13 protein-coding genes are annotated in these 15,538 nt (G+C 67.9%); 5 read left to right on the top strand and 8 right to left on the bottom strand.

Features of this window, described 5'->3' with window-relative positions; genetic code table 11:
* Nucleotides 1–433: 433 nt before the first annotated feature.
* The 3 genes from ALI144C_RS12875 to ALI144C_RS12865 are packed head-to-tail and all read right to left on the bottom strand — an operon-like array spanning nucleotide 434 to nucleotide 2,265.
* The gene (locus ALI144C_RS12875; protein WP_076987303.1) at nucleotides 434–895 is read right to left on the bottom strand and encodes a VOC family protein; all 462 of its coding nucleotides are present in this window, start codon (nucleotides 893–895) and stop codon (nucleotides 434–436) included.
* A gap of 6 nt (nucleotides 896–901) precedes the next feature.
* Nucleotides 902–1,513, bottom strand: coding sequence for an alpha/beta hydrolase family protein (locus ALI144C_RS12870; RefSeq protein ID WP_076987302.1), 612 nt, complete (start codon nucleotides 1,511–1,513; stop codon nucleotides 902–904).
* Nucleotides 1,510–2,265, bottom strand: coding sequence for an SOS response-associated peptidase (locus tag ALI144C_RS12865; RefSeq protein WP_076987330.1), 756 nt, complete (start codon nucleotides 2,263–2,265; stop codon nucleotides 1,510–1,512). The genes ALI144C_RS12870 and ALI144C_RS12865 overlap by 4 nt, the downstream gene beginning before the upstream one ends.
* Nucleotides 2,266–2,338: 73 nt before the next feature.
* Between ALI144C_RS12865 and aroA the strand changes: the two genes are divergently transcribed.
* The 3 genes from aroA (at nucleotide 2,339) to ALI144C_RS12850 (ending at nucleotide 5,595) form a co-directional block, all read left to right on the top strand.
* The gene (aroA, locus tag ALI144C_RS12860; RefSeq protein WP_076987301.1) at nucleotides 2,339–3,604 is read left to right on the top strand and encodes a 3-phosphoshikimate 1-carboxyvinyltransferase; all 1,266 of its coding nucleotides are present in this window, start codon (nucleotides 2,339–2,341) and stop codon (nucleotides 3,602–3,604) included.
* Nucleotide 3,605: 1 nt separating this feature from the next.
* On the top strand, nucleotides 3,606–4,652 hold the full coding sequence (rsgA, locus tag ALI144C_RS12855; RefSeq protein WP_076987300.1) for a ribosome small subunit-dependent GTPase A: 1,047 nt from the start codon (nucleotides 3,606–3,608) through the stop codon (nucleotides 4,650–4,652).
* 103 nt (nucleotides 4,653–4,755) lie between these two features.
* Nucleotides 4,756–5,595, top strand: a complete 840-nt coding sequence (locus ALI144C_RS12850; protein ID WP_076987299.1) for a hypothetical protein — start codon at nucleotides 4,756–4,758, stop codon at nucleotides 5,593–5,595.
* A gap of 189 nt (nucleotides 5,596–5,784) precedes the next feature.
* Here ALI144C_RS12850 and pruA read toward each other — a convergent pair whose 3' ends face one another.
* Genes pruA through ALI144C_RS12835 form a run of 3 tightly spaced genes read right to left on the bottom strand, consistent with a single transcriptional unit; the run spans nucleotide 5,785 to nucleotide 9,332 of the window.
* Nucleotides 5,785–7,413 (bottom strand): L-glutamate gamma-semialdehyde dehydrogenase, encoded by a 1,629-nt coding sequence (gene pruA / locus ALI144C_RS12845; protein WP_076987298.1) that lies wholly within the window; start codon nucleotides 7,411–7,413, stop codon nucleotides 5,785–5,787.
* 13 nt (nucleotides 7,414–7,426) lie between these two features.
* The gene (locus ALI144C_RS12840) at nucleotides 7,427–7,918 is read right to left on the bottom strand and encodes a DUF6912 family protein (RefSeq protein WP_076987297.1); all 492 of its coding nucleotides are present in this window, start codon (nucleotides 7,916–7,918) and stop codon (nucleotides 7,427–7,429) included.
* A gap of 4 nt (nucleotides 7,919–7,922) precedes the next feature.
* Nucleotides 7,923–9,332: a WS/DGAT/MGAT family O-acyltransferase gene (locus tag ALI144C_RS12835; protein WP_076987296.1), complete on the bottom strand. Its 1,410-nt coding sequence runs from the start codon at nucleotides 9,330–9,332 to the stop codon at nucleotides 7,923–7,925.
* Between the two features lie 67 nt (nucleotides 9,333–9,399).
* On the opposite strand from ALI144C_RS12835, the gene ALI144C_RS12830 reads away from it, so the two are divergent.
* Nucleotides 9,400–10,155, top strand: coding sequence for a TrmH family RNA methyltransferase (locus tag ALI144C_RS12830; RefSeq protein ID WP_076987295.1), 756 nt, complete (start codon nucleotides 9,400–9,402; stop codon nucleotides 10,153–10,155).
* A 139-nt stretch (nucleotides 10,156–10,294) separates the two neighbouring features.
* Nucleotides 10,295–10,741, top strand: a complete 447-nt coding sequence (locus tag ALI144C_RS12825; protein WP_076987294.1) for an Rv3235 family protein — start codon at nucleotides 10,295–10,297, stop codon at nucleotides 10,739–10,741.
* Between the two features lie 372 nt (nucleotides 10,742–11,113).
* Here ALI144C_RS12825 and secA read toward each other — a convergent pair whose 3' ends face one another.
* A complete protein-coding gene (secA, locus tag ALI144C_RS53115; protein WP_083752979.1) occupies nucleotides 11,114–14,479 on the bottom strand; it encodes a preprotein translocase subunit SecA in 3,366 nt (1,121 codons plus the stop codon).
* 184 nt (nucleotides 14,480–14,663) lie between these two features.
* A complete protein-coding gene (gene hpf, locus ALI144C_RS12810; RefSeq protein ID WP_076987293.1) occupies nucleotides 14,664–15,344 on the bottom strand; it encodes a ribosome hibernation-promoting factor, HPF/YfiA family in 681 nt (226 codons plus the stop codon).
* Nucleotides 15,345–15,538: the final 194 nt, after the last annotated feature.

The raw sequence follows: 15,538 nt of genomic DNA, 5'->3' as shown, positions 1-15,538 counted from the left end.
TGAGATCCCGGGTCTGAAAAGACACAAGAGTCCCTCGCCGGGAGCAGACCTCCGGGCAGGAGGTTTCCTGGTGGTGTTTCTCTCCGCGCATAATTTTCATGACCCGGGGTTGGAGGGCGCGGGCGTCCCCTGCCCGTCGACCTGCCCCAGGGAACCACGGACTGTCAAGAGGATCGGTACCGCTATCGCTGGCGCCGGTTGTCGTGGGCCGACCTCTTGACAGCCCGTGGTTGGCTTCGCCCAGGCCGACGGGCAGGAGACACCCCCGAAGCACCACTCTGCGCTTGCGCGCAAGCCGCAAACCCTGCGCTGGCGCGCAGGGCCGCCCACTTCTGCGCTGGCGCGCGAGCCGCACATAGCCTGGTCACCCCGCGAGCCCGTTGCGAGTCAGCAGCCCCCGGGCGGCTCCCGGCCACCTCGATGAACGGACTTCTCAGTCCAGGCAGAACTCGTTGCCCTCGGGGTCGGTCATCACGATGAACCCCATGCTCATCGGCGGGGCGGGATCGTGGCGCTGCACCCGCGTGGCGCCCAACGCCACGAGTCGGCCGCATTCGGCTTCCAGCGCGGCCATCCGTTCGTCGCCGTCCAGCCCCGGCGCCGCTCGGACATCGAGGTGCACGCGGTTCTTGCCCGCCTTCGACTCCGGAACCTGCTGGAAGAAGACCCTGGGACCGTCGCCGTCCGGGTCCTCGATGGCCGAACGCGTGTTGCGCTCGTTCTCCGGGACGCCCGCCTTGCTCAGGAACTCGTCCCATGCCGCCAAGGGGTCCGTGCCTTCCGGCACGTCGACTCCGGGTGGGCCCGGATGGACGTAACCCAGTGCGTCACGCCAGAAGGTCGACAGTGCGCGTGGGTCGTGTGCGTCGAAGGTGACTTGGAATTGTCGGCTCATCGCGTCTCAGTCCAACGGTCGCAGCACTCTGGACAGCCATTCCTGCACGGTCTGGCTGATCGCCTTCGGGTCGGCCTTCAGGCTGTGGTCTCCCGCCATCAGCACCACTTCCCTGTGGTGGGCCGGTTCCGGCCTGCCGAAGGTGTCTTTTTCGCCTTGCACCACCAGGACCGGCACGTCCACGCCGTCCAGTTCCGGTTGGCGGGTCTTGTCCGGCTTCCCCGGCGGGTACAGCGGGAAGGCCAGGCAGAGCACCGCCACCGCTTCACCTTCCGCCGCTGTCCGGCACGCCACGCGCGCACCGGACGACCTTCCCCCGAAGACCATCGGCAGGTCCGCGAACCAGCGCTCCGCCAGGTCGTCGGCCACCGCCAGCCAGGCCTCGTCCAACTGGCCGGCCGGGGCCGGGGCGCGTCGGCCCGCTACGCGGTACGGCTGCTCGATGAGAGCCACGTGGACGCCCGCTGCCGTCGCGCCACGAGTCGCCGCGACCAGGTCCGGGGCTCCTATCCCACCGCCAGCGCCGTGGCCGAGCAGCAGGGCTGCCCGGCCTTCCGGGGCGCAGTGCAGTTCCGCGCGGGCCGGGCCGCGGGGCGTCGCTATCTCGGCGGTTGTCATCGGCCCAGGTCGAACAGGGCAGAGTCGTCCTGTTCCGTCGCCGGTCGCATCAGGTCCGGGCCGTTGTTCTTCACGCTGTTCACCGCCTGGGACACCGGGCGCAGTTCGAGCGCCGCCAGGAACTCCTCCGACGGCGGCGCGATGAGGGCCGACGGGTCCGCGTTGTCGGGATCCAGCCAGGTCGCCCAGTTCTCCGGCGCCATCAGCACCGGCATCCGGTCGTGGATCTCCGCCAACTTGTCGACCGCGGGCATGGTCAGCACCGAGCACGTCACCAGCGGTGGGCTGTCCGGTTGCTCCTTGTCACGCCACACCGTCCACAGGCCGGCCATCGCCAGGCTCAGACCGTCCTTGCGGGTCGTGAAGTACGGCTGCTTGACCTTCCCGTCGCGCTGCCACTCGTACCAGCCGTCGGCGGGCATCAGGCACCTGCGCTTCGTCCACGAGGTTCGGAAGGCCGGTTTCTCCGCCGCGCTCTCCGAGCGGGCGTTGATCATCTTCGCGCCGCCCTTCGCGTCCTTCGCCCATGCCGGGACCAGGCCCCACTTCATCACGCGGAGCGTGCGCTCCGTCGTCGACATGTCGGGCTCGCCGTCCTCGTCGCGGGGATGCCGCTGCACCACCGCCACCACGTTGCGGGTCGGGGCCACGTTGTAGTCCGGGCCGCCGATCGCGTCCTCTGTCGCGTCCACGGCGTCGAACTCGGCCGCGAGCGTCGCCGGGTTCTTGGTGGACGCGTACCTACCGCACACTTTGACAACACCTCCGACCCGAATCGTGACACGTGCGCGCTGGCCTGGCGAGTGCATGGGGGATCATCGACCCATGACGCAGCCCTGGGTCGCCCCAGTCTCGGCCACACCGGTCCGTGCCACCGTGTCCATCCCCGGCTCGAAGTCGATCACCAACCGCGCCCTCGTACTCGCCGCGCTCGCCGACGGGCCGTCCGCTGTGCGTGCCCCGTTGCGCAGCCGTGACACGAACCTCATGGTCGCCGCGCTGCGCGCGCTCGGCGCCGAGATCACCGACGACGGCGAAGACTGGCTCGTCACCCCCGCCGTGCTGCACGGCCCCGCCGACGTCGACTGCGGTCTGGCGGGCACCGTCATGCGTTTCCTCCCGCCCGCCGCGGCCGTCGGCAGCGGCGAGATCCGGTTCGACGGCGACGAACAGGCCCGCGAACGTCCGATGGGGACGATCCTGGACGCGTTGCGCGGCCTCGGCGCCGACATCACCGGCGACCGGCTTCCCTTCACGCTGCACGGAAAAGGCACACTCCCCGGCGGTGACGTGACGATCGACGCGTCCGCGTCGTCGCAGTTCGTGTCCGGCCTGTTGCTCTCCGGTCCCCGATACGACAAGGGGTTGACCGTCGAGCACGACGGCAAACCGGTCCCGTCCATGCCGCACATCGAAATGACCGTTCAGATGCTGCGCGCGGCGGGCGTGGACGTGAACGACTCGGAGGCGAACACCTGGCAGGTGCGCCCCGGGCCGATCCATGGCCGCGAGTGGGTCGTCGAGCCCGACCTGTCGAACGCGACGCCGTTCCTGGCCGCGGCGGCGGTCACGGGCGGGCGCGTCACGGTCAGCGGCTGGCCGACGAGCACCACCCAGCCGGGCGACGACATCCGTGGCATCCTCGCCCGGATGGGATGCGGCGTGGAGCTGGATGCCAACGGGCTCACCGTGACCGGACCCGACCGGCTGTCCGGTGTGGACATAGACCTGCACGACGTCGGCGAGCTGACGCCGACCATCGCCGCGTTGGCCGCGTTGGCGGACGGGCAGTCCGTGCTGCGGGGCATCGCGCACCTGCGTGGCCACGAGACCGACCGGCTGGCCGCGTTGGCCGACGACCTCAACGGGCTCGGCGGCGACGTCGAGGAAACCGACGACGGCCTGGTGATCCGGCCGCGTGCGCTACACGGCGGGCCGTGGCGGGCGTACGCCGACCACCGGATGGCGACCGCGGGCGCGATCCTCGGGCTGGTCGTCGCGGGAGTCGAGGTGGACGACATCGCCACGACGAGCAAGACCATCCCGGACTTCCCAGGGTTGTGGGCACGGATGCTCGGCGGGGGCCAGTGACGTGAGCCCGCGGGGCGCAGGACGCGGCGCGGACTGGAGCAGGCTCGACGAGTCGGACGTGCGCGTCCGCCCCGGCCGCGGCACCAGACCCCGGACCAAACGCCGCCCGGAACACGCCGACGCGGTCATGGCGATGGTTGTCGGCAAGGACCGCGGCCGGTGGACCTGCGCGCTCGAAGGGGACCCGAAGCAGATCGTGGTCGCGATGCGCGCACGTGAGCTCGGCCGGACACCGGTCGTCGTCGGCGACAGCGTGGACCTGGTCGGTGACACGAGTGGAAAACCCGACACGCTCGCGCGGATCGTGCGCGTCGCCGACCGGACAAGCGTCCTGCGGCGGACCGCTGACGACACCGACCCGTTCGAGCGCGTGGTCGTCGCGAACGCTTCGCAGTTGTTGATCGTGGTCGCGTTGGCCGACCCGCCGCCGCGGACGGGTTTCATCGACCGCGCGCTCGTCGCGGCGTACGCGGGCGGCCTGGAGCCCGTGTTGTGCCTCACGAAATCGGACCTGGCCACGCCGGACGAGATCATCGCCGCCTACGCCGACCTGGCCATGCCGATCCTGGTCACCAGGCAGGACGAGCACCCGGAGCGGATCGCCGAACGGCTGCGCGACCAGGTGACGGCCCTGATCGGGCACTCCGGCGTCGGCAAGTCCACTTTGGTGAACAAGCTCGTGCCGGACGCCGACCGCGAGACAGGAGTGGTCAGCGCGGTCGGCAAAGGCAGGCACACGTCGGTCACGGCGGTCGCGCTGCCGCTGCCGACCGGGGGCTGGGTCGTCGACACTCCCGGAATCAGGTCCTTCGGCCTGGCGCACATCGAACCGGACGACATCGTCGCGGCCTTTCCCGAATTCGTCGAAGCCGCGGAAGAATGCCCGTCCGGCTGTGGACATTTGGGCACGCCTGAAGACCCCGACTGCATGCTTGACACGGTGGTGGCGGATGGGAGCGCATCCACAGGCAGGCTGGAATCCCTGCGCCGCTTGCTGTCGTCACGCGCCGGACTCGAAGAATCACAGCGCGAACAGGGCGTTGAATAGGTGTGACCAGGAATTATGCCAATCGGTACCACCCGTTCGGGCGAATAATGCTAGCGTTCGCACCGTTTGGTTCCTACGGACTAGCTGGGGTTAGGACAGAGGTATGCGCAAGACCGGGATTGTGGCTGCGAGCGTCGTGCTCGCGCTGACCGTGGTCGGCTGTGGCAGCAAGGAGTCGGGCACGCCGGTCAGCTCCGGCTCCGGCAACACGTCGGCGACGGGCAGCGCTGGCGGTGAGAAGAAGGACAGCATCAACAGCGCGCTCGACCTGGCCGAGGCGATCAACAGCAAAGGCGACTCCAAGAAGAGCGCCAAGATCACGTTCGACATGTCGCTCGGCGCCGCGGCGGGCGGGGCGATCAAGGGCGACGGCGCGTTCAGCGCCGAGGGTGCCAGCCCGTCCATGCAGATGACCATGGACATGGGCAGCGCCAAGATGGAAATGGTCCTCATCGACAAGACCCTCTACATGAAGGCCCCTGGCGGAATGGGCGGCACCTCGTCGGCCAAGCCGTGGATGAAGATCACCCCGGGCGGAAGCGACCCGCTGTCCAAGCAGATGGGCCCGATGCTCGACAAGATCGACGACAGCTTCGACATCGACAAGCAGCTCGACCAGATCAAGTCGGCCGGCACGATCGACAAGCAGGAAAAGACGACCTTGGACGGCGAAGAGGTCACGCACTACAAGATCACGATCGACACCGCCAAGATGGCCCAGAGCGCCGAGGACCAGACCACCAAGGACTCGGCGAAGCAGCTCAGCTCGGCAGGCGTGAAGTCGTTCCCGATGGAGTGGTGGATCAACTCGGACAACCTGCCGGTGAAGATCACCAGCAAGATCACCGCACAGGGCCAGTCGGTCGATCTGGTCGCGACCTACAAGGACTGGGGCAAGCCGGTGGACATCAAGGCTCCGCCCGCTTCCCAGGTCGCCAACTGACCAAACCCGGTTCGTCCGCCAAAACCACCCAGAACAGTCCCCCACCCAACCCGGGGGGCGTCCCTGCTCCAGTCTACCGGTGACAGGTCCTGGTCAGAGGGTTACTGGTTGGTTGTGGACAACTGGATTTGACGGTAGTCCCATCGGTCCGGTGCCCCTCGTGCGTTCTCACGAGGGGCACCGGCCGTTTCAGGCCATGTGGGGATAGGTGTGGTCGGTCGGCGGGACGAATGTCTCCTTGATCGACCTCGGGCTGATCCACCGCTGCAGGTTGAAGATCGAGCCAGCCTTGTCGTTCGTACCCGACGCACGACTGCCACCGAACGGCTGCTGCCCGACAACGGCCCCGGTTGGTTTGTCGTTCACGTAGAAATTGCCTGCGGTGAAACGCAAGGCGCGCTGCGCTTCCTCCACCGCATGCCGGTCGGTCGCGAAAACCGCGCCGGTCAGGCCGTAAGGCGAGGCCGTGTCGACGGCGTCAAGGACCTTGGGGTAGTCGGCGTCGTCATATACGTGCACCGAGAGGATCGGGCCGAAGTACTCCGTGCGGAACACGTCGTGCGTGGGATCGTCGCCGACCAGGATCGTCGGCTGTACGAAGAAGCCGACGCTGTCGTCCGCCGTGGCCCCGGTCAGCACCTCGAGCTTGCCCTCCGCACGCACCTGCTCGAACAACGCAGAGTGCTTGGCGAACGCGCGGGAGTCGATCACCGCACCGCCGAAGTGTGAGAAGTCCGTGACATCGCCGTACGACAGGGACTTCGTCACGTCGGCCAGCGCGTCGCGGACGCCGCCGTCCCACAACGAGCGGGCGATGTACGCGCGGGAAGCAGCCGAGCACTTCTGGCCCTGGTACTCGAACGCGCCTCGGACCAGGCCTGTGGTCAGGCTCGCCGGGTCTGCCGAGCTGTGTGCCACCACGAAGTCCTTGCCGCCGGTCTCGCCGACGATCCGGGGGTAGGCGCGGTAGGTGTCCAGGTTCTCCCCGATGGTGCGCCACAGGTACTTGAACGTCTTCGTCGAGCCGGTGAAGTGCAGTCCGGCGAAGTCCGGGTCGGTCAACGCGGCTTCGCTGACCGCCGGGCCGTCTCCTGTCACCAGGTTGATCACCCCGGGTGGGAGGCCCGCCGCCTCGAGCAGGCGCATGGTGTGGTGCGCTGCCAGCGACTGCGTCGGCGACGGCTTCCAGACCACCGTGTTGCCCATCAGGGCCGGTGCTGTCGGCAGGTTTCCCGCGATCGCGGTGAAGTTGAACGGGGTGATCGCCACGACGAAGCCGTCGAGCGGGCGGTGGTCGAACCTGTTCCACAGACCCGGGCTCGATTCCGGCTGTTCGGCCAGTATCCGGCGGGCGAAGGAGACGTTGAAGCGCCAGAAGTCGATCAGTTCGCAGGCGCTGTCGATCTCCGCCTGCTGCGCGGACTTCGACTGGCCGAGCACAGTCGCCGCGTTCAGCTTGTCACGCCAGGGCCCGGCGAGCAGGTCCGCCGCGCGCAGCAGGACCGTCGCGCGCTCCTCGAAAGGCAGGTCGCGCCATGCGGGCGCGGCGGCTTTCGCGGCGGCGACGGCCGCGCGCACGTCCTCCGGGGTGGCCTGCGCGGTCTGTCCCAGCACGTGTGCCCTGTCGTGCGGCTGGACCACGTCGACGCGGTCGCCGCCCGCCATCCGTTCGTCGCCGCCGATCGTCATGGTGAAGTCCGTCTGTTCGCCTTCCAACGCCGTGATCGCGGCTTGGAGCGACTCGCGTTCCGGTGTCCCCGGCGCGTATGACCTGATCGGCTCGTTGCGGGCTTGTGGCACGGCCGAGACGGCGTCCATCTAGCGCTCTCCTCTACATCAGCTCCAGCAGGAACGGCAGTTCCTGGGTGGCGTACCAGGCCAGTTCGTGGTCCTCGGCGTCACCCAACACGAATTCTGCGTCCTCGTCACCCATGTCCGCAGCGTCAATCACCGAAACGGCCTTGGCTACGGCATCTTCGGCCTCGGAGTTGTCCATGTGGATCGACGCGACGTCCTTGAGCGCGACCGGCCCGGACAGCCGGACGACCGAGTGGTCGAGGTCCGGCCGCACCGTCACACCGTCCACATCGGCCGCGATGACCACCCTGCGGCGCATCGACTCGGGGTCCGAGCTCAACAGGCGCAGCGACGCCCTCGCCGCGTCGGCCATCGCGACGTACTCGAGGTCCTCGGCGGTTCCCTCGGTGTACATCTCGCGCAGCGCCGGGGTCAGCGCGAACGCGGTGCCGTTCAACGGCTTGAACTCACCGGCCGTGTTGAGCTCGTGCAGCATCGTGACCGTCGCAGGAAGATAGACCCGCACGCCCTCACACCCTTACCGTCGAAAGCAGTTCTTCCAAGGACTCCTCGACCATTCTGGCCAGTGTGTCCACATCAGACATGGCACCCCGGTCCCCGTTGAGGCCGAAGTAGACGCCACCGTCGTACGACGTCACCCCGATCGCCAGCGCCTGGTTGCGCACGAGCGGGACGACCGGGAACATCTCGATCATCTTGGCGCTGCCCGCGTACAGCGGCTCCTGCGGGCCCGGCACGTTGGTGATCACCACGTTGAAGATCTTCCGGGAGAACGACCCGGCCGCGCGGGCGCCGAGCGAGTGCAGCGTCGGCGGGGCGAACCCGCTCATCCTGCGCAACGCGCCCGCCGCGACCTTGCGAGCCGAGTCGTTGTGCCCGCGCATCGCGTGGCTGACGTGGTGCAGCCGTACGACCGCGTTGGGCTCGCCGACGGGGAGGTCCACCAACTTGGCCGTCACCGTGTTGCCCAACATTCCTGGCACGGTCTCGTCGGACTCGTCATCGCGGACGGCCAACGGCACCAACGCGCGCAGCGTCGTCGATGAGGTGACCGTCTGCCCACGCGACAGCAGCCACGTGCGCAAGGCGCCTGCCAGCGTGGCCAGCACGACGTCGTTGACCGTGCCCTCGTGCTCGCTGCTGATGGCTTTGAAGTCGTCCAGGCTCGTCCTGGCGACCGCGAACCGCCGCTGCGGCGAGATCCGGACGTTCAGCGGGCCGCTCGGCGCCGTGCTGGCCGTGCCGATCGCCGTGACCAGCCCTCCTGCCGTGTCCGCGAGCCGCTGCACGAGCGCACTGGAGAACAGGTCCCCGGCTGCCGCGCGGGCGTTCTCGACCAGCTCACGCGGCCGCTGGACGACGTCGGTGAGCGCGTCGAGCACGAGCCGGGTCTGTGTCGGCGGGCGCTGCGGGATCCACGCGCCGTCGCTGTTGTGCCCCACCTGCGGGGACGTGTCCAGGATGAGCTGGCCGATGTCGATCGTGCCGATCCCGTCGACCAGCGCGAGGTGCGTCTTGGTGACGATCGCGAACCGGCCCCGTGCCAACCCCTCGACCAGGTACGTCTCCCACAGCGGCCTTGTCGGGTCCAGCGGGCGCGACATCAGCCGCGCGACCAGGTCGTGCAACTGGTCGTCGCTGCCCGGACGGGGCAACGCGGACCGCCGCACGTGGTAGGTCAGGTCGAAGTCGCGGTCGTCCACCCACACCGGTCTGGCCAGGTGACCGGGCACGGACTGGACCTTCTGGCGGTAGCGCGGGATCAGGTCGAGGCGCTGCTCGATCATCCCGACCAGTTCGTCGTAGTCGAACCCGCCCCTAGGACTGCGGAACACGGCGACCCCGCCGACGTGCATCGGCGTCGCCTGGTCCTCCAGGTAGATGAACGAGGCGTCCACCGCGGACAGGCGATCGGGCATACCCTGAGCTTAATCGCGGACCGTGGCCCGGTCGTCGCACATCTGCACGCCGTGGGATTCTGCGCACATGGCTTCACCCAAGGACAGGTTCGTCACCGTGTACGGCCGCAAGCCGGTGTTGGAGGCGCTCGGCGACGCGGCGCTGGAAGTGGACAAGGTCGTCCTCGCCGACACGGCACGCGGACCGGCCGCGCGCGAGATCCTGGACGCCGCCGCCGCGCGGGGCGTCGACGTGCAGCGCGCGACGGCCCAGCGGGTGAAGGTGCTCGCAGGCAACGGCAAGCAGGACCAGGGTGTGCTGGCGGACGTCGTCGCGCCGCGGATGAAGCTGCTGGCGGACGCGTTGTCCGGGCCACGGCCTCCCCGGGGCGTGTTGCTGCTGGACGGGATCACGACGCCCGCGAACGTGGGCATGATCCTGCGGACCGCGACTGCCGCCGGGATGGGCGGGATCGTGGTGCCGCGGCGTGGGGTCGCGTCGATCGACCCGCTGGTCGTGAAGGCGTCCGCCGGGGTCGCGTTCCACGCGCCTGTGCTGCGGTGCGCGACGGCCGCGGAGGCTGCTTCCCAGCTGCGCTCATCGGGGTATCCGCTGTACGCGTTGGCTGCGGACGCGCCGACATCACTGTTCTCCGCCGAGTTGCCCGCACGCGCCGCGTTCGTGCTTGGTAGCGAGACGGCCGGGGTCAGCCCGGAGGTGCGGGAGCACGTGACGTCCTGGTTGTCGATCCCGATGCGCGGCGGCGTGGAATCGCTCAACGTGGCGAGCGCGGCGGCAGTGCTGTGTTTCGAACACCTCCGCCGCGACCCGGCGGCATTTTAGAAACGCACGCGGTGACCCCCGCTGCTCCACACGCATGATTACGGGCGTGGCGGCCGTGTCATCCGTTCGAGGGAACTCTGTCCGGATCGGACAACCCGGACTCTCTGTTCGGTGACCGATCCGACGGGGAGCCACAGCTTTGACGACACCGACACTGCGCCCGCTGACCACCTACGAGCCCATCGACGGGCAAATCCTGATCCCGGCGACGAGACAGCCGGAACCCGCCGCGCAGGCGCACGAACTACCAGTGACCGCGGACAACGCGCGGTTCACGCTGATCGCGACCAAGATCCTCGAAGTCCTCGATGGCCGCAGGCCACCAGGGCACCTGGAGACGCTGGTGGCGCCGCCGGTCCACCGAGCGACCCTCACCCGCCTGCGCACCAGACCGCCGGTGGGAATCCGCTACCAGCTGTCATCCATCCACAGCTGCCGCCCGGCTGTGGACGCAGTGGAAACCTGTGGACTGGTGGAGACGACACGCCACGGGACAAGAGCGCGCCGCGCGGAAGCCCTCGCGTGCAGATTCGAGTTCCGGAAGGGCAGCTGGATCTGCGTGTACTTCCGAATAATCCATTGCTGACCAGCGGAAACCCGGGGGCTCTTCGGAGGCCGGATGCTGCGGTCGGTGCCGTGTCGGCGGCTCCGGCCCAGCCTCCGGCCCCCGGAATCCAGCCTAGGAGGCGACACCGACAGCGGAGCCCGGTGAAGATCAAGAACAACCGGGTTGTCCACAGGACGGCATCCCCGCTCACTGATCACCAAGCACGGATGATCACCGGGCCAAAGCGATACGCCGGGATCGCGAGTGAGTCGGGTCAGGTTGTCCGATCGGAGACCACCGTGCCGCAGAACCCGGCCACGATCCGAACCGCGTGCGGCCGTCGATGCCTCGACACGCCGCTGGGGCGGCCGGTTCGGCCGCCCCAGCGGGGTGTTGTTCTGTGTTTCCTTGTCAGCGGCGGGGGCCTTTTCGGCCCTTCTTCGCGTTTGCCCTTGCTGCCGCTCGGCGTTCGCGGCGGGTTCCGGACTGGCCGCCTTCTCCGGCTTCTCCTGTGTCGTCCGTGTGGGACTCCACTCCGCCGTCTTCCGCTGGGCCGCTGTAGTTCAGGCGCTGGGGGGCTCCGCCTCCTCCTCCGCGCAGGGCCGGGGGGATCTGGGACTCGGGCTCCGGGTCCTGCAGGCGGTGGCGGCCCTGGCCGTTGGCCGCGCCGTTCGCTGCCGCGACTTGTTGCGCTGCCTGTGCCGCCCTGGCGAAGGCTTCGGGTACTTCCGCCTGCTGGATCTGCTGGGGCGGCGCTTCCGCTTCGATCCGGACGCTGAAGAGGTGCTGGACCGTGTCCTCTTTCAGTCCGTCCAGCATCGACTGGAACATGTCGTAGCCTTCCCGCTGGTATTCGATCAGCGGGTCGCGCTGCGCCATCGCACGCAGGCCGATGCCTTCCTTCAGGTAATCCATCTCGTAGAGGTGTTCACGCCACTTGCGGTCCAGCACCGACAGCAGGATCCGGCGCTCCAGGTCCCGCATGGTGCCTTCGCCGAACTGACCGTCGATGTCCGCTTCGCGGGCGAGGTACGCGCTTGTGATGTCCTCACCGAGCGCCTTCTTCAGGTGCTCGGCGTCGAGGTCCATCTCGTCGTCCTCGGCCAGGTCCTCCCACGTCACCTTCACGGGGTAGAGCTGCTTGAACGCCGTCCACAGCCGCTTGTGGTCCCAGTCCTCGGCGTAGCCCTCCGAGGTCTCCTGGTCGATGTAGTCCGAGACCACGTCGCGCATCATCTGCTCGATCTCGGGCCGGACGTCCTCGCCCTCGAGGACCTTGCGGCGCTCGGCGTAGATCACCTTGCGCTGCTCGTTCATCACGTCGTCGTACTTCAGGACGTTCTTGCGGATCTCGAAGTTCTGCTGCTCGACCTGGGTCTGCGCGCTCTTGATCGCGCGCGTGACCATCTTGGCCTCGATCGGCATGTCGTCCGGCACGCGCAGGGTCGTCATCACGCGCTCGACCATCACGGCGTTGAAGCGCCGCATGAGCTCGTCACCCAGCGACAGGTAGAACCGCGACTCGCCCGGGTCGCCCTGACGGCCTGAACGACCGCGCAGCTGGTTGTCGATACGGCGTGACTCGTGCCGTTCCGTGCCGAGCACGTACAGGCCGCCGAGCTCCGCGATCTCGTTGCGGGACGCGCTGGCGGTCGCGTACGCCTCGTCGTACGTCGCGTCGTAGATGCTCTGGTCGAACATCGACGTGCGGACGGCCTGGAACTGCTTGTCGTACAGCGAGCTGTGCACGACGTCGTACACGGCCGAGCCGACGGCCTCTTCCAGCTTCGCCTCGCGCTTGGCCTCGTCAGCGCCACGGTCACGCTTCGACGAACGCTCGGTCTGCTTCTTCACCACGGTCAGCGCCTCGTCGGCGGCCTTCTCGGCCAGGCCGTCGGTGACGACGTCGCGGTGCTGGCGCAGCACGCGGTCCACGCCGTCGCGGACCTTGATGACCAACTGGTCGAAGGCCGTGTCGCGGCGCTTGAAGTAGATCTCCTCGACCTTCTGCGAGCCGCCGACCCGCGCGACCAGGACCTTCTGCTCAGCCACGGCGTCGGTCGCGGTCAGCACCTCACGCAGCACCTTGCCGAGGTTGCCGAGCGCTTCCTCCTGCGCGGCCGTCGCGACCGGTTTGGTGTTGCGCTCCGCAGTGGAGCGGGCCTTCTCCTCGGCGCGCTCGGTCGCGATGCGGTGTGCCTGCACGTGCGCCGGGTCACCGGCGAGGTCGCCTTCGCGCTCCTCCTCCGGCACCTCCGACTCGGCGTCCTCGTCGACGTGGATCTCGCCACCGCCGAGCACGATGTCGGTACCACGACCGGCCATGTTGGTCGCGATGGTGACCGCGCCCTTCTGGCCGGCCTGGGCGATGATCGCGGCCTCGCGCTTGTGGTTCTTCGCGTTCAGGACCTCGTGCGGGATGCCCATCTTGAGCAGCAGCTTCGACAGGTACTCCGAGCGCTCGACGCTCGTGGTACCGACCAGCACCGGCTGGCCCTTCTCGTGCCGCTCGGCGATGTCCTCGGCGACGGCATCGAACTTGGCCTGTTCGGTCTTGTAGATCAGGTCCGACTGGTCCTTGCGGATCATCGGCTTGTTCGGCGGGATCGGCACCACAGTGAGCTTGTACGTCTGGTGCAGCTCGGCCGCCTCGGTCTGGGCGGTACCGGTCATCCCGGACAGCTTCTCGTAGAGCCGGAAGTAGTTCTGCAGGGTGATCGTGGCCAGCGTCTGGTTCTCGGCCTTGATCTCCACGCGCTCCTTGGCCTCGATGGCCTGGTGCATGCCCTCGTTGTAGCGACGGCCGGACAGCACACGCCCGGTGAACTCGTCGACGATGAGGACCTCTTCGTTGCGGACGATGTAGTCCTTGTCGCGCTTGAACAGCTCCTTGGCCTTCAGCGCGTTGTTGAGGTACCCGACCAGCGGCGTGTTCGCCGACTCGTACAGGTTCTCGATGCCCAGCTGGTCCTCGACCAGCGCGACACCGGCCTCGGTCACGCCGACCGTGCGCTTGCGGTCGTCGACCTCGTAGTGGATGTCGCGGCGCATCAGCGGCGCCATCCTGGCGAACTCCTGGTACCAGCGCGACGACTGGTCGGCCGGGCCGGAGATGATCAGCGGCGTGCGGGCCTCGTCGATCAGGATCGAGTCGACCTCGTCGACGATGGCGTAGTAGTGCTCGCGCTGGACGAGCTCGTCCATCGTCCACGCCATGTTGTCGCGCAGGTAGTCGAAGCCGAACTCGTTGTTCGTGCCGTACGTGATGTCCGACTGGTACGCCTCGCGGCGCTGCTCGGGGGTCTTCTCCGAGAGGATCGTGCCCACCGTCAGGCCGAGGAAGCGGTGGATGCGGCCCATCCACTCCGCGTCGCGTTCGACCAGGTAGTCGTTCACGGTGACGACGTGCACGCCGCGGCCGGCCAGCGCGTTGAGGTACGCGGGCAGCACGCAGGTCAGGGTCTTGCCCTCACCGGTCTTCATCTCGGCGACCATGCCGAGGTGCAGCGCGGCGCCACCCATGATCTGCACGTCGTAGTGCCGCTGGTTGAGCACCCGCTTGGCGCCCTCCCTGACCACGGCGAACGCCTCGGGCAGCAGGTCGTCGAGGTCTTCGCCCTCTTGGTAGCGACTCTTGAACTCGGCGGTTTTGGCGCGCAGTTCCTCGTCGGTGAGGTTGACGACGTCCTCTTCGAGGGCGTTGATGTGCGCAGTGATGTTGCGCAAGCGCTTGAGCGTCTTGCCTTCGCCCGCACGGAGTATCCGAGCCAGCACCATGTTGCCCTGACCTCATTACGTGATCGACTGTGCGCCCGCCGACAGGGCACCTCTCCCCCATCGTAGGGAACGGGCATGACACGGTGCACGGCCGTGCGTCGTACGACCGTGCTCCACCAAAAAGAACGCCCCGGGATCCGCAAGGGTTCCCGGGGGCGTTCACTCGGTCGTGGAGAGGTGAGGTCTAGGACATTCTGATGACGCCGTAGTCGAAGCCCTTGCGGCGGTAGACCACGCTCGGCCGGCCCGCTTCGACGTCGAAGAAGAGGAAGAAGTCGTGCCCGACCAGCTCCATCTGGTACAGAGCCTGGTCGACACTCATGGGAGTCGCGGGATGCTCCTTCTCCCGCACCACGCGTCCTGGCCTGGGGTCTTCCAGACCGTCGTCCCAACGCTGCTCGGGTACGACACCCTCGTACTCCGGCGCTTCCAGCACCGCGGTCTGTGCGGCACGCTGGCTGTTGGTCATGTTGCGCGCGCGCAGTTCCGGCGCAGCGTCAACGGAGCCGAGCGCTGACGTGGCTGTCGCCTCCGCCATCGAGGTCGGGCTGCGTCGCCCGTAGTGCACACGCCTGCGGTCATGCAGTCTGCGCAACCTGTTCTCGAGCTTGTTCACCGCTGAGTCGAGCGCGGCGTAGAAGTCGCCCGCGCACGCCTCGGAACGGACCACAGGTCCCCTGACCTTGGCGGTGATCTCCACGCGCTGGCAGTTCTTCATCTGCCTGCGGTTGGGCTCGTGGAACAACTCAACATCGAAGCGGATGACTTTCTTGTCGTACCGCTCCAGTCGGGCGAGCTTGTCCGTCACGTGCACCCGGTAGTGATCGGGTACTTCGACGTTTCGCCCCTTGACGACGATGTCCATACACGACCTCCTCGCTGTTTTCTGCGAGCCATCTGATCGGCGAAAACGTGGCGCTCGGGGTCCTGCCGAGCCGAACCGTTGCCTCTGTTGGGTTCAGCTCCCCGCCGGCGCCAGGGTCATGGGCTGATCGCCTCCTCCCTCATGCCGGGGCTGATAGCGCAGCACGTTAGCCCTGGTTGCGGTTGAGCAACAGT

Source organism: Actinosynnema sp. ALI-1.44 (assembly GCF_001984155.1).
GTDB lineage: Bacteria > Actinomycetota > Actinomycetes > Mycobacteriales > Pseudonocardiaceae > Kibdelosporangium.
The sequence above is the reverse complement of the archived record's forward strand: the minus strand, read 5'-3'. Positions and strand labels throughout refer to the sequence as shown.

Bases quoted from the DNA above. Each gene is read 5' to 3' on its own strand.
- secA (WP_083752979.1), bottom strand. From the start codon at position 14,479: ATGGTGCTGGCTCGGATACTCCGTGCGGGCGAAGGCAAGACGCTCAAG.
- ALI144C_RS12850 (WP_076987299.1), top strand. From the start codon at position 4,756: ATGCGCAAGACCGGGATTGTGGCTGCGAGCGTCGTGCTCGCGCTGACC.
- ALI144C_RS12870 (WP_076987302.1), bottom strand. From the start codon at position 1,513: ATGACAACCGCCGAGATAGCGACGCCCCGCGGCCCGGCCCGCGCGGAA.
- aroA (WP_076987301.1), top strand. From the start codon at position 2,339: ATGACGCAGCCCTGGGTCGCCCCAGTCTCGGCCACACCGGTCCGTGCC.
- ALI144C_RS12875 (WP_076987303.1), bottom strand. From the start codon at position 895: ATGAGCCGACAATTCCAAGTCACCTTCGACGCACACGACCCACGCGCA.
- ALI144C_RS12830 (WP_076987295.1), top strand. From the start codon at position 9,400: ATGGCTTCACCCAAGGACAGGTTCGTCACCGTGTACGGCCGCAAGCCG.
- pruA (WP_076987298.1), bottom strand. From the start codon at position 7,413: ATGGACGCCGTCTCGGCCGTGCCACAAGCCCGCAACGAGCCGATCAGG.
- ALI144C_RS12835 (WP_076987296.1), bottom strand. From the start codon at position 9,332: ATGCCCGATCGCCTGTCCGCGGTGGACGCCTCGTTCATCTACCTGGAG.
- hpf (WP_076987293.1), bottom strand. From the start codon at position 15,344: ATGGACATCGTCGTCAAGGGGCGAAACGTCGAAGTACCCGATCACTAC.